Consider the following 13,283-nt stretch of genomic DNA (forward strand, 5'->3'; position numbering starts at 1 on the left):
TCAGTAGAGGTTCGTCTGCCGGACCCGGCCGGTGTAGTCCCAGAATACGCTCTTCAGCTCGGTGAAGAACTCGAGCCCTTCCTCCGCCATCTCCCGGCCGCCCACCCCGCTCCACTTGATGCCGCCGAAAGGGATCTGCGCTTCGCCGCCCACCGTGGGCGAGTTCACGTGGACCATCCCGACCTCGACCCGATCGACGAACTGCATGATGGTGTTCGCGTCGGTCGCGTAGATCGAAGCGCTCAGTCCGTATCTGAGACCGTTCGTCACGCGGAGGGCCTCGTCGACCGACCCGACCTCGATCACCGAGAGCACGGGCCCGAAGATCTCTTCCTGAGCGATGCGGTGCCCGGGATCGACGTCGGTGAACACCGTCGGCTCGATGAAGAACCCCCGGGCGTACTCCCCGTCGGTGAGGCGCCGGCCGCCGCATGCCAGGCGCGCCCCCTCGTGCCGCCCGGCCTCGATATAACCCATCACCGTCGCCAGTTGCTTGGCATCCACAAGCGGGCCCATGGCCACGCCGTCCTCCAGGCCGTTCCCCACCCGGGTCGCCCGTGCCCGGTCGACGATCGCGTCGACGAGCCGGGCTTTCACGTCCTTGTGCACCACGCAGAGTCCGGTGGCGGTACAACGCTGGCCGGTACTCCCAAATGCGCCTTGGGCGGTCCCGGCCGCCGTCACGTCCAGGTCGGCATCGGGCATGACCACGACCGCATTCTTGCCGCCCATCTCGCACGAGACCTTCGCCAGGCGGCGGGCGGCGCTTGCGTAGACTCCGCTGCCGATCTCGCACGATCCGGTGAAGGAGACCGCCCGGATCATGGGATGGTTGACGAGCACGTCGCCGACCTCAGGACCCGGGCCCACGGCCAGCGAGAGCACGCCTCTTGGGAGACCCGCCTCCTCAAGAATCTCCACATAGCGCTGGGCCACGAGTGGCGTCAGCGACGCCGGCTTGATGATGACCGTGTTGCCGGCTACGAGCGCCGGCGCAGCCTTCCACACCGGTTCGGCCCAGGGAAAATTCCAGGGGGTGATAATCGCCACGACCCCCAAGGGCTGTCGCAACGTGAACAGCATCGTCGTGGGCATTTCGGAGGGCCGGGTCTTCCCACCCATTCGGAAGCCTTCGCCCGAGTACCACTCCAGGAGATTGACCCCCCGCAGGATCTCGCCCCGCGCTTCGCTGAGGATCTTTCCTTCTTCTCTCGTGAGCAACCGGGCGAGCTCATCGACGCGGGATCGAGCGAGCTCCGCGGCCCGCGCCAGCACCCGCCCCCTGGTGGGCGCCGGCGTGTCGCGCCAGGCCGGGTACATCTCTTGGGCGCGTTCCACAGCGCGCGCAACGTCACTCGCGGTCTGCTGCGGGACATGGCCCAGGACGTCGGAGGCATCGGCCGGATTCGTGTCCACCAGCACACCGGTTGGGGACCCAATGGTGCTCATGACCATCCTCCTTCAATAATAAATACCCGGCAGGCGGGACGACGGGGGCACTGTGCGCGGGCGTTGTTCAGTTTCGCAGGAGAAAAGTCCTGCCCCGGGAAACCTTGTGCGTCTCCGGGCGTTTGGCATTCTGGAGCGCCAGGGGCTGATCGGCAAGGAGGAGATGGGTGTACGGACAACCACTCAACGCCGCACGCGCGACCCATTTCGCATCCCCACCGCCGCGCAAGGTACAGGGCCCGATCGTCGACGTCCATACGCACGCCACCGAGCCGGCCACGAATCACGAGCTCATTGAGGCGGCGCGCACGTACGGAATCGCGAGGGTGGTGGTGATCGCTCCCCTCGAAACAGGGCTGACGATACGCGGTCGCTACCCGCAGGAAGTCGTCCTGGCGGTCAGGCCGATCCTGCACGAACCGAAACACCAGATCGCGTTGCTAGACCGGGCGGTGGAGAGCGTGCACCGGGCTCGCGAGAGCGGGGCCCCGCTCATCAAACTGTGGTTTGCCCCGAGGATTCGCGACCGCTTGGACTTCCTCCTCGACTCGCCTCGACTCGACCCGCTGTTCCACGCGATCGCAGAGGAGGGGCTGGGTGTCCTCGTCCACGTCGCCGATCCCGACCGGTGGTTCGAGCGAAAGTACGATCCCATCAAGTATGGGACAAAGGCCGACCAATACCCCATGCTCGAGACGCGCCTCCGGCAGTTCCCCACGATCCCATTCCTTGCCGCGCACATGGGAGGCGATCCCGAGCACCTCGACCACCTCGCCGAGCTGCTGACGCGCTACCCGAACCTCCACCTCGACACCAGCGCAACCAAGTGGATCGTCCGAGAATTGGGACGGCAGCGAAACGCGGCCCGGGAGTTCTGCCGGCGGTGGGCGGGTCGGATCTGCTTTGGGACCGATCAGGTCGTCTTCAAGGAGCCCGACCCCGTGCGATACACGATGCGCTATTGGGTTCACCAGATGTTTTGGGAAACGGACCTCGTCTGCCCGTCGCCAATCGCCGACCCCGACAGCGATGGCCCACCCTACATCAGGGGGCTCGATCTCCCGACAGACGTCCTGGAGCAGATCTACTGGAAGACCGCGGAACGGGCCTTCGGAATTCCGGCCCGCCCCGCAGCGAACGTGTCTTAGGCGAGACGGTGGTCCTGCGGCGGATGGTCAGGGCTGGAGCGCCTTCTCGACGTCCTGGCGAGTCAGATCCTCCCCGAGTTCTCCGGCCCACTGCATGACTGCCTGAATGACCTCTTCCTGCGTCATTCCTAGACTCGAGGTCATCTCCTGCACGCACATCTCCACAACGTACTCCAGCCGTCCGCTCCATCCGGCGTCCTTCGCTTCGGCGATCAGCGAAACAACGACACCGGCCAGCAAGGGTTCGGCCCAGGCACGGCGGTCCCGCGTCGCTTCGGAGACGGTCACGGTGCTCACCCCCTCGACCGTGCGGCCGTCATTTTCCACAACGCACCTCCCCATTCCATTCGGGCAGCCCCACGCGCCCCCGCGGGGGCACCGTCGACCCGGCGGCGACCACTAGCCGGCCCCCCCCGTACCGGGAACGAGTTCTCGCGCGAGAAAAAACAGTCCCACCGCGCCACCGGCGAGCCCCAGGTACCAGAGCGAGCGCCGCCTGACGATCGCAGCTACGGAGGAGACGACGATCCCGATTTGAAAGGATGCCACCGCCAGCGACAACCGCTGGTAGCGGTCATCGAACCGTTGGGCCGCCGCCTTGGCCGCGTCTCGCTCGTGCTCCCGAGCCTTGGCATCCTTCATGATCTGGTCCTGCTCGGTCGCGTACCGCTTGATCTCTTTCTCGTACGCCGATGCCTGCCGGGCCGCGGCCGGGCTCGACTGCAGCCGCAACGCATCACGCTGCGTCTCGAACACGTGCCGCTTGATGCCTTTGGCTTGATAAAAGTTCCACTGATCCGAAGCCAGGTTTTGTGAGATCGCCGCCTCGTTGAGGTCCGCGAGGGAATGATGCGCGGCCCGGCCCGCGAGCTGGCTGCTGAGCGCCGCGCACACGGCCAGCACCGCCGTGGTGATGGCGATCGCCGTAATGAACCTATGCCCGGATGAACCCTCTGATGCTTTCTCGGCTGGTTCTAGGCGGGATTCGACCTCAAACTCTTCCTCCATGAATTAGTGAGTTCGGGATCGCTCGTGCGCTCTCCTGCGCGGCCGGGCGCGGTCTCGTGTTACTGCGGCGGGGTAAACGCACCGGTCCAAACGGCCGTACGGTGGTGGAAGACGCCACCGATCGAGTACCGGAGCATTCCCCAGAGGCGGGCGAACATTCGAGCACGATCAACGTTGGCGGTGGCCACGAGCGGCGAGGTGACCAGCACGGCCGTCGGCGTCCGGATCGTGAGGGTGCCGACCTGCTGGCCTTTCCGAAACGGAGCGACGGGAGCGACGCTGACCTCTTCGGAAATGGTCAAGGGAGCACGATCGCCCTTCGGCAGCAGTACCTCAAGGGCACGCGGTGTCTCGAGCCCAAGTTGGCGCGCGTTCCCCCCGTACACGGTGAGGGCCGACGGGACGATCTGCTGCCAGGGTATCGGAACCAGAGCGTAGCGCGCGAACCCCAGGTTGAGCAACTGTTCGGCGATGCCGGTCCGTTCCTGGAGTTTGTGCGCCCCCATCACGACGGCAATGAGCCGCAGCCCTTCACGCCGCGCGCTCGCCACGATGTGAAAGCCCGACTCGTTGGTGAACCCGGTCTTGAGGCCATCCACGCGGGGATCCCGGAACACCAGGTTGTTCCAATTGGCCTGCCGGATGCCGGCGTAGGTCTCGTAGTGCGGGCTGCTGTAGGTGATCGCCTCCGGAAATGTCACCAGGATCTGCCGGGCCAGCAGCCCCATGTCCCAAGCGCTCGTGTACTCCCCCGGATTCGGGAGCCCATGGGCGGTGACGAAGTGGGAATCGTGCATCCCCAGACGAGCGGCCGTCGCGTTCATCTCATCCACGAACTGGGAACCCGAGCCGGCCAGCGCCTCAGCGAGCACTTCGGCCGCATCATTGCCCGATGCAATCATCAGCCCGTACAACAACTGCTCGACCGTCACGGCGTCGCCCACGTTGAGAAACATTCGACTGCTGCCCTTGATCCGGCCGATCCGCCAGGCGGTTTCACTCACCGTCACCTCGGTGGCGAGCGTCAGGCGATGGGTCCTGAGCGCGTCCAAGGTCAGATAGAAGGTCATCAGCTTGTCGAGACTGGCCGGGGGGAGACGCCGGTGCGGATCGGTGGACTCAAGCACCTGCCCGGTGGAGACTTCCATCAAAAGGGCGGACGGCGGACCGGAGGGGCCAGGCGGGTGGCCGGCGCTGGGCGCCGCCGTCGTCCTGTCCGGTCCGGCCGGCACGCGCGGCGCGGCGCCGACCGGCAGCGAGAACGTACCCAGGCATAGGCCGATCGCGATCCAGCGCACGGTGCTCCGCATCCTCTGCCTCACGCCATCACCAGGAGACCGCGCAACCCGTCCCCTCGGTCGAGCGCGGCCACCGCATCGTTGACCCGGTCCAGGGGATAGGTGGCCGTCACCAGTTCATCCAGGAGCAGACGTTCGCCATAGTACAACTCCAGCAGGCGCGGGATATCGGCACGGAGGTGTGCCGATCCATAGAAACAGGCGCGCAGGGTCTTCTCGTTGAGCACGAACGCGGGACCCCCTACGGTGTACTCCTCCCGCGCCGGCGGGATGCCGACGGCAACCGCGACGCCGCCGCGGGCCAAGCACTCAACCGCCTGCCGGACGACGGCGGCGCGTCCGATCACCTCGAAGGCATAGTCGGTCCCGCCGCGGGTCAGGCTTTGAATCGCACGCACGGGGTCCTCCTCTTTGGCGTTGATCGTGTGCGTCGCCCCAAACCGCCGGGCGGCCTCGAGCCGGTGCTCGAGCAAGTCGACCGCGATGATCATCGCCGCCCCCGCGATCCGAGCTCCCTGTACCACATTAATGCCCACGCCGCCCGCGCCGAAGACCGCCACGCTGCTCCCGGGCCGCACCTGAGCGGTGTTGACCACGGCGCCGACCCCGGTCGTCACCGCGCACCCCAGCAGCGCCGCCACTGTCAGCGGCACCTCCTCGCTGATGCGCAGCACGCCCGACTCGGGGACTACCGCCATCTCCGCCCACGAAGAGACGCAGGTGAAGTGATGGAGCTCCTGCCCCTTCCACTTGAGCCGGGTAGAGCCGTCAGGCATCTTGCCCCGGACCCGGGACCGCCATTCGCACAGGTGCGGCCGCCCGGCGTCGCAGTACCGGCAGTGGCCGCAAGGCGGCGCGAACAGCATCACGACGTGGTCGCCCGGGTGGACGGAGTCCACTTCGGGCCCCACGGCCTCCACCACGCCGGCAGCCTCGTGCCCCAAGACCACCGGCAGCGGGAACGGCAGATCCCCTTTAATGTAGTGGAGATCGCTGTGGCACACGCCGGTGGCCGCGATCCGGACCGCGACCTCGTGAGGCCGCGGCTTCTCGAGGTCCACCGTCTCAACGGCCAGCGGTTTTCCGACCTCATGCAAGATGGCGGCGCGCACGTGACTCACACCTCCCCAGTCCCCCGTGTTGAACTGTTCCGCCTTGCCCTGGGGATTCCTCCGGGAGGACACCGTCCCCGTCCCGCGGGATCGAGTCACCGCGAAAAAATTTTGCGTCAAGTTCTTATGAAGGTGGCAGGAGATCCTCCGCCACTTTTCGAACCTTGACCCGGAATCCCCGATCGCATGTGGACGTGAGTATTTCGTATTTGAAAGCCCGAAAGGGACGGAGGGGGAACATGGAACTGCGGGACTACGTGCACAAGCTCACCGACTTCATCTGGGACCGCGAGCACAGAAGCCAGAAGCCGGTGGACGCAGCCATTCTCAGTTATGTACAGGACGCCGTGATCGCGGAGCTTGAGTACCGCCGGCGGATGTCCGATCTGGACCGCCGGATCGCCGAACTCGAGTCCCTAACGGGAGCAGGGGTACCTTCCTGATCGGTCCCCGGTAAGAAATCGCTGCGCACGCCAGGCCCGGGTCGCATACGGTCATCGTTTAGGTTGCTGACGTAAGGGCCACAGGGCAAACGGTCACCTTAACCGGATGCCGCGTGTGTACGCTTGTGTATTGGAGAGGGTCGGCCTAGCGCCGTTGGATGCTCGCAACAGCATCCCGGCGTCGCGGTGGTTTTTCACGGTGGAATAGTCTATCCCCGCCACAGAGTGGGCATTACACGAACGAGCAGAATTCTTCCAGCAAAACTCTGCGGTGGGGGCATGCCATGCGCGACGCTCGTCTCGTCTCACGCTTCGTTGCCGTGACCCTCTTCTTCGCCACCGTCCTTGCACCCCAGACCGCCCCGTCGGCGATCATGCAGGTGGCGTCCGATCCAAATGGACGGTTCAAGATCAGCTTTCCGGTTGAGTGGCAGGTCGTGAAAACAACGAGCGGGGCGTCAAGGGTGATCGGCTTCCGCCCCGCCGCCCGGGGGCAGTTCCGCGCCAACGTCAACGTGGTCGTGGAGGAGATCCCGGAACCGATCTCGGCGGCCCAGTATGCTCAGCTGGCCAAGCCCAAGATGGACGCGGTGTTCAACGACTTCACGGTGCTCAAAGAGGGGTCGGCAACGATCGCCCGACGCCAAGCGTACTACCGGTACTATACATGGAGACCAAGGAACCAAGGGGAGCTGTATCAGGTCCAGGCCTACATCACAGTTGCGCGCATGGCATACGTTCTGACCGGCACGACGATGAACGATCCCGATCGTGTCAGGCGGGACATCCCGATCATGAGCCAAATCTTCGAGACCTTTGCGCCACGCGTCAAGTAGATTGGCGTAACCCCCTCTCGACTGCGTCTGCGAAGACGGCGAGCGCCCTGCTGCCGCTCATCTGCATTGCTGCGATCATTTCAGCCCTCGCCGCAAGCGCCGGGGGGGCTCCCTCCGATCCGGGGACGTGGGAGCGCCGGGCGTCGTCGGCCGTCACGCGCTCAGAAGTCGCCGCCGCCCCGATCGGCGACCGCATCTATGTGGTCGGCGGCCTGATCATTACCGGTCCAACGGACGCCGTCGAGGAGTACGATCCCGCCGGCGATCGATGGCGCCCGCGTGCCCGGCTGCCACAACCGATGCATCACCCTGCCGCCGCGGCCCTTGGTGGGAGACTGTATGTGATCGGCGGCTTCGTGGCCCGGGGATTTTCAATCTGGCACGGCATCGCCGCCGTCTATGAGTATGACCCGGCGCAGAATGAGTGGCGGGGGCGCCCGGCGATGCCGACGGCGCGCGGCGCGCTGGCCGCGGTGGCGCTGGGAGGCCGGATCTACGCGGTCGGAGGCACCAATGGGACGGACACCGGAGCGCTCGAAGTCTACGACCCGCGGACGGACACCTGGCGGCGCCTGCGGCCAATGCCGACACCACGGAATCACATCGCCGCGGTGGCGGAAGGTGGCAGGCTCTACGTCTTCGGCGGCCGGGCGGCCGGCGTGCGCGGCAATATCGGCGCAACCGAGGTCTACGATCCAGCGAGCGATCGCTGGGAGACACGGGCGCCGATGCTGACCCCCCGCAGCGGCATCGGGGCCGCCGCAGTCAGGGGCAAGATATATGTGATGGGCGGCGAGCTCGGCAGACCGGATACGTACCCGGAAAACGAGGCGTACGATCCGGCATCGGACACCTGGACCCCGCGCGCGGACATGCCCACGCCCCGGCACGGCCTCGCCGTAGTCGAAGCCGGGGGGCGGATCTTCACTCTGAACGGGGGTCCCCACCCCGGCGGCACCTACAGCGCCGTCAACGAAGTGTACATCCCCCCGCAGTAGGACCTCCGCGCCAGCGTTCACTGGCTCGGGAATCTCTTGTGACGAACATCACGACCCCGGTGTGGACCGGTGCATAGGGTTTGGCCTCCCCCGCTCGTACGATGGAACCATCGCAGGCGGAAACTTCGCTTGAGATTCAGGGAGGTGGAAGCGTCATGGCCTGGTACCAGTGCTCGTGCGGGGTTCTGAAGGAAATCAGTCCGCAGCTCGGCGAGACGGTTACGTCCGTCAACCACCTCCATCGATCCGCGCGGCTGGACGGGATGTCCACGATCATCCGGATGGAGGAGATTCGCCTCCCTATCGCTACGGGTGCGGGCGATCGGGACGAAACCGCTCCATACCAACCCGCCGCCTGATGGACCTCGAGACTCGACCGATGCCCGCCGTCGGCGACAACCGGGAGCTCCTCGCGCACTTTCATGGAGGTTTCCTCCGCGCTTCTGATTCGCGCGCGCAAAGCCGGCCCGATAGATCCGAGGAGGAGACCCGAGCCATCGCGAACGTAGCCTCCGCATAGACCGGTCGCTTTCCTCTCTCAGAGGAGCTGCATGGCGGACCTACCGACCGGAACGGTCACGTTTCTCTTCACGGACATCGAGGGGTCCACGAACCTCCTCCAGCGTATCGGCGCCCACCGCTACGCACAGGTTCTTGAAGATCACTGCGCACTGCTTAGGAGTGTCTTCCACGAAACGAACGGTCACGAGATCGGCCACCAGGGAGATGGCTTTCTGGCGGCGTTCGGCCAGGCCAGGCAGGCGGTGTCCGCGGCGATCGCCGCGCAGCGAGCGATGGCCACCCATCCGTGGCCGGAAGGGGTCACCATACGGGTCCGCATGGGACTCCATACCGGCGAGCCGCTTGACTCGCCGAGCGGCTATGTTGGCATGGATGTACATCGGGCCGCCCGGATCTGCTCCGCGGCACACGGGGGCCAGGTCCTCCTCTCCGAGGCAACACGGGGGCTTGTCGAGCATAACCTTCCAGAGGGTTTGGGCACCCTTGATCTGGGAGTGCATCGCCTGAAAGACTTAAAGGATCCTGTCAGGATCTTCCAGATCCTGGACCCCCGGGTGCCGGCCGAGTTCCCTCCACTCAGGAGTCTGAGCGTTCTGCCAAACAACCTGCCCATGCAACTGACTAGCTTCATCGGACGCGATAAAGAGCTGGCCGCAATCAAGCATCTATTGATGGCCAACCGGTTCCTCACCCTCACCGGCACAGGTGGCTGCGGAAAGACGCGACTCGCTCTCCAGGCCGCCGCCGATCTCTCGGATCAATTTCCGGACGGTGTGTGGTTGGTGGAGCTGGCGGCTCTTTCAGATACTTCTCTTGTCCCGCAAACCGTCGCGTCAACCTTGAAGCTCCCTGAGCAGTCCACCCGACCGTTGCCTGAATTGTTGGCCGACTATCTGCGGCCCAAATCTCTTTTGTTGGTGTTGGATAACTGTGAACAAGTGGTCAATGCGTGCGCCCATTTGGCTGAGCGGTTACTGCAGGTATGTCCTCGCCTTCGAATCTTGGCAACGAGTCAGGAGGGCCTAAACATCGCTGGAGAGGTCACATTCCCCGTCCCTTCGCTGTCCGTGCCGGATCCTCAGCCGGCGCTTTCCGCCGAAGGACTCGTTCTGTGGGAAGCCGTGCGGTTGTTCGTGGATCGAGCGATGTTTGCCCAGCCAATGTTTAGGTTGACGAATCAGAACGCCACGTCGATCGTCGAAGTGTGCAGGCGGCTGGACGGGATGCCTCTAGCGATCGAGCTCGCAGCGGCGCGGGTGAGAGTGCTGTCAGTGGAGCAGATCGCTGCTCGCCTGAACGATAGGTTTCAGCTGCTCGTCACCGGAAGCCGGACCGCCCTACCCCGCCATCAAACGCTACGAGCCACGATGGACTGGAGCTATGACCTCCTATCAGAGAAGGAACGTGCCTTACTCTCACGACTCTCAGTCTTCTCGGGGGGATGGACGCTCGAAGCCGCAGAAGCGGTGTGCGTGGGGAACGGGGTTGACGAACGTGACGTCCTCGACCTACTCGCACGCCTGGCTGACAGGTCGCTCATCGTGGTTGAGGATCGAGGCGCCGAGATCCGCTATCGGCAGCTCGAGACGATCCGGCAGTATGGCCACGATCGGCTGCGCGAGTCAGGAGCAGCACCGAGCGTGCGGGGCCGACATCGCGATTGGTTTCTTCGTCTGGCGGAGCGGGCGGAGCCGGAACTCTTAGGAAAGCATCAAGCCAGGTGGTTCAATTTGCTGGAGGCCGAGCTCGACAATCTGAGATCTGCGCTCGGATGGTGCGTCGCCACCGGCGAGCTCGAGGCCGAGCTGCGGTTGGCCAGTGCGGTCACCCGATTCTGGCTTGCCCGTGGATACTCTGATGAAGGCCGCAGATGGCTGGATGCGGGGCTGGAGAGAGGTCGTGATGCGCCGGCAGCCTTGCGTGCCAAGGCGTTGAGTGCGGCTGGATATCTGGCCGTCCAGGGTCAGGGCGACTACAGCTCGGGGCGCTCGTTCTTTGATGAAAGCCTCGCGATCTGGCGGACCGTTGGTGACAAGAAGGGCATCGCTGAATCGCTCCACAGGCTGGGGCTTGTCGCTACGCACCTAGGGGAGCTGAGCACAGCCCATTCACTGTACGAGGAAAGCCTTGTCGCACGGCAGGAGCTCGGGGACAAGGGGGATATTGCGCTTACTTTGCACAATCTAGGCATGGTCGCCTTCCTGCGAGGAGACCTTGCGGCGCGCTCCCTCTTCGAACAAGCGCTCGCCGTATGGCACGAGGTGGGAGACAAGCAGCACATCGCCATGGCACTGACCGGCCTGGGATACATCGCAGCGAGCCAGGACGATCTGAAGAAGGCACGCTCCCTGTACGAGGAGAGCCTTGCCATACGGCAGGAGCTTAGGGACAAGTGGGGAATCGCCTACTCCCTCGAAGGATTCGCAACCCTTGCGGCGCTTCAAGGGCTGGCGAATCGGGCGGCGCGCCTCCTTGGTGCGGTGGAGGCGTTGCGCGAGGCCATCAGGACCCCTCTACCCCTCTTCTACCGGAATAGTCGCGAGCGCACCGTCGCCGGGTTACGGGCCGGGTTGGGGGAGGCCGCCTTTGCAGCAGCATGCGAAAAGGGCAGAGCGATGACTCTCGAGCAGGCCATGAGCGAGGCGTTGAAGACCGAGAACGACGAGGACGATTGAGAGCTCTGGCATCAACCTAGTTTTCGACTTTTCTGGGGGGGTGAGTGTATGGGCAGGTGGCTGAAGGTCGTGGTGGGACTTGCGCTACTTCTGCTCCCGGTGTCCCCAGCATGGGCGGAACCTGACATGGCCGTCGAAAGACTCGTGGCCTTCAATGGGTTGATCCTGTTCGCGGTCCTTGCAATCGTATTGGTGGCACTGGTTCTTGTGCTCGTAACCCTCGTCCTCGTGCTGCTGACGGTGTGGAGAAGCTGGAGCCGGACCGAGAAATAACGGCACACGCGCCAGAGTCGGTGCGGCAGGGCCGCCATGCCGGACGATCTCGACACTCTGCTTGCCAAAGCCGAACTCTTCCAAGAGGTCCCCGCCGAGGTCCGACGGGAACTCGCCGCTAAGAGCGCCCGCCGAGTGTTCCTGAAGGGGGCAGTCATCTTCCACAAAGAGAGTGCCGATCGCACACTATACCTCATCGCCTCAGGGCGCGTCCGCATCTACCTGAGTGGTGAGTCCGGGCGGGAAGTCACCCTCAACGTATGCGGGCCCGGGGAAACCATCGGGGAACTGGCGCTGCTCGACGGCCGATCTCGCTCGGCCTCTGCCGTGGCCCTTGACGACGTGGTTGCCTACGCGATACATCGCGAAGATTTCGTCCGGCTGCTCGACATCTCTCCGCTGGCGGCGTCGGTGATTCGAGTCCTTACCGCACGGATGCGGCGCGCCACCGACGACACAGAGAGCCTGGCGCTGTTCGACGTCTTCGGGCGCCTCGCACGCCGTCTCCTTGAGCTTGCCGATCGGTACGGGGGTGGGCAGGAGATCGACCTTGAGCTTAGCCAGGCGGACCTCGCGTCTCTCGTTGGGGCCACTCGCGAGACCGTGAACCGGGCGCTCGCCGCCTTTCGCCAGCAGGGTCTCATCAAGCAGCATGGTCACCGAATCGTCATCGTGCAGCCTGACCTCCTGCGACGGCGCATCCAATAACCTTGACGCAGCGGCCCGCAGATTCTGCTCCAGGAGCGACTTGCGTTCCACTTCCCTTGAAGAGATGGGGGGCGATCACATGACGTTTCAGTATAAGTTCGGGAAACAGCCGGCGCGGTACGACGCGAGAACCTTGAGGCTCGCGGACTACCTCGAAGATCTCCCAGCTCCCATGCCTTCAGTGAACAACGCTCGGCGGGTGAGGAACTGGCCCATGTACTCCAACAACACTCTTAATGATTGTACGTGTGCCGCAGCGGGGCATCTGATTCAAGATTGGACAGCGATTGCCCATCGAGAGGTGACGCCCACCGAAAGCCAGATACTCGAGGCCTATGAAGCCGTCGCAGGGTACCGGCCCGGCGATCCTTCGACGGATAAGGGTGCCACAAAGATTGCGGTTCTCAACTACTGGCGCAGGAAAGGGATTGCGGGCCACACGATCTGGGCGTACGTTGCGATTGAGCCCGGGAACCACGACCAGGTCAAGGATACCGTCCAGTATTTCGGAGGTGCCTATATTGGCCTGAAGCTGCCGATAAGTGCGCAGTACCAGCTCAGGGACCCTCTGAACCTGACCGTTTGGTCGGTTCCGTCCGGCGGCCCCGTGGGTCAAGGTCTACCAGGCTCTTGGGAGGGCCACTCTGTTCCGGTGGTTGCCTATGATCACCGCACCCTGACGGTGGTCTCCTGGGGCGACCTCTTGAAGATCACCTGGCAGTTCTTTGACGTGTACTGCGATGAGGCCTATGCCATTCTGGCGCACGAATGGATCGACGCGAAGGGGGGCCTGCCGCGCGGCTTCAAAAAAGT

16 protein-coding genes are annotated in these 13,283 nt (G+C 64.4%); 9 read left to right on the top strand and 7 right to left on the bottom strand.

Annotated elements, in window-relative coordinates; all coding sequences use genetic code 11:
• Positions 1 to 1,449 carry an aldehyde dehydrogenase family protein gene (locus VFP86_07440; protein ID HET8999463.1) on the bottom strand — a complete coding sequence of 483 codons (1,449 nt, stop codon included), beginning with the start codon at positions 1,447 to 1,449 and terminating at the stop codon, positions 1 to 3.
• A 167-nt stretch (positions 1,450 to 1,616) separates the two neighbouring features.
• Here VFP86_07440 and VFP86_07445 point away from each other — a divergent pair, with 167 nt between their 5' ends.
• On the top strand, positions 1,617 to 2,597 hold the full coding sequence (locus tag VFP86_07445) for an amidohydrolase family protein (GenBank protein HET8999464.1): 981 nt from the start codon (positions 1,617 to 1,619) through the stop codon (positions 2,595 to 2,597).
• A 27-nt stretch (positions 2,598 to 2,624) separates the two neighbouring features.
• On the opposite strand, the gene VFP86_07450 is transcribed toward VFP86_07445, so the two are convergent.
• The 4 genes from VFP86_07450 to VFP86_07465 all read right to left on the bottom strand — a co-directional run bounded on the left by VFP86_07450 (position 2,625) and on the right by VFP86_07465 (position 6,087).
• Complete coding sequence (locus VFP86_07450) at positions 2,625 to 2,924, bottom strand: hypothetical protein (protein HET8999465.1); 300 nt, start codon at positions 2,922 to 2,924, stop codon at positions 2,625 to 2,627.
• A gap of 72 nt (positions 2,925 to 2,996) precedes the next feature.
• Positions 2,997 to 3,605, bottom strand: a complete 609-nt coding sequence (locus VFP86_07455) for a DUF4337 domain-containing protein (GenBank protein ID HET8999466.1) — start codon at positions 3,603 to 3,605, stop codon at positions 2,997 to 2,999.
• Between the two features lie 59 nt (positions 3,606 to 3,664).
• A complete protein-coding gene (locus VFP86_07460; GenBank protein ID HET8999467.1) occupies positions 3,665 to 4,915 on the bottom strand; it encodes a D-alanyl-D-alanine carboxypeptidase family protein in 1,251 nt (416 codons plus the stop codon).
• Positions 4,916 to 4,923: 8 nt separating this feature from the next.
• The gene (locus VFP86_07465; GenBank protein ID HET8999468.1) at positions 4,924 to 6,087 is read right to left on the bottom strand and encodes a Zn-dependent alcohol dehydrogenase; all 1,164 of its coding nucleotides are present in this window, start codon (positions 6,085 to 6,087) and stop codon (positions 4,924 to 4,926) included.
• Positions 6,088 to 6,254: 167 nt separating this feature from the next.
• Here VFP86_07465 and VFP86_07470 point away from each other — a divergent pair, with 167 nt between their 5' ends.
• Both VFP86_07470 and VFP86_07475 read left to right on the top strand, forming a co-directional pair.
• A complete protein-coding gene (locus tag VFP86_07470; GenBank protein HET8999469.1) occupies positions 6,255 to 6,458 on the top strand; it encodes a hypothetical protein in 204 nt (67 codons plus the stop codon).
• Between the two features lie 284 nt (positions 6,459 to 6,742).
• Positions 6,743 to 7,294: a DcrB-related protein gene (locus tag VFP86_07475; GenBank protein ID HET8999470.1), complete on the top strand. Its 552-nt coding sequence runs from the start codon at positions 6,743 to 6,745 to the stop codon at positions 7,292 to 7,294.
• A 161-nt stretch (positions 7,295 to 7,455) separates the two neighbouring features.
• Here the strand turns inward: VFP86_07475 and VFP86_07480 are convergent, their stop codons facing one another.
• On the bottom strand, positions 7,456 to 7,599 hold the full coding sequence (locus tag VFP86_07480) for a hypothetical protein (protein ID HET8999471.1): 144 nt from the start codon (positions 7,597 to 7,599) through the stop codon (positions 7,456 to 7,458).
• 36 nt (positions 7,600 to 7,635) lie between these two features.
• Between VFP86_07480 and VFP86_07485 the strand changes: the two genes are divergently transcribed.
• A complete protein-coding gene (locus VFP86_07485; protein HET8999472.1) occupies positions 7,636 to 8,292 on the top strand; it encodes a kelch repeat-containing protein in 657 nt (218 codons plus the stop codon).
• A 155-nt stretch (positions 8,293 to 8,447) separates the two neighbouring features.
• Positions 8,448 to 8,651 carry a hypothetical protein gene (locus VFP86_07490; protein HET8999473.1) on the top strand — a complete coding sequence of 68 codons (204 nt, stop codon included), beginning with the start codon at positions 8,448 to 8,450 and terminating at the stop codon, positions 8,649 to 8,651.
• Positions 8,652 to 8,852: 201 nt separating this feature from the next.
• Here the strand turns inward: VFP86_07490 and VFP86_07495 are convergent, their stop codons facing one another.
• The gene (locus VFP86_07495; protein HET8999474.1) at positions 8,853 to 9,194 is read right to left on the bottom strand and encodes a hypothetical protein; all 342 of its coding nucleotides are present in this window, start codon (positions 9,192 to 9,194) and stop codon (positions 8,853 to 8,855) included.
• 93 nt (positions 9,195 to 9,287) lie between these two features.
• On the opposite strand from VFP86_07495, the gene VFP86_07500 reads away from it, so the two are divergent.
• The 4 genes from VFP86_07500 to VFP86_07515 all read left to right on the top strand — a co-directional run.
• Entirely contained in the window at positions 9,288 to 11,489 is a 2,202-nt protein-coding gene (locus VFP86_07500; GenBank protein ID HET8999475.1) for a tetratricopeptide repeat protein, read from the top strand.
• Positions 11,490 to 11,537: 48 nt separating this feature from the next.
• Positions 11,538 to 11,762: a hypothetical protein gene (locus VFP86_07505; GenBank protein ID HET8999476.1), complete on the top strand. Its 225-nt coding sequence runs from the start codon at positions 11,538 to 11,540 to the stop codon at positions 11,760 to 11,762.
• Between the two features lie 36 nt (positions 11,763 to 11,798).
• A complete protein-coding gene (locus tag VFP86_07510) occupies positions 11,799 to 12,470 on the top strand; it encodes a Crp/Fnr family transcriptional regulator (GenBank protein HET8999477.1) in 672 nt (223 codons plus the stop codon).
• 214 nt (positions 12,471 to 12,684) lie between these two features.
• Positions 12,685 to 13,283 (top strand): hypothetical protein (locus VFP86_07515; GenBank protein HET8999478.1); only part of this gene is annotated, 599 nt, incomplete at its 3' end.

Source organism: bacterium, assembly GCA_035703895.1.
Lineage (GTDB): Bacteria > Sysuimicrobiota > Sysuimicrobiia > Sysuimicrobiales > Segetimicrobiaceae > Segetimicrobium.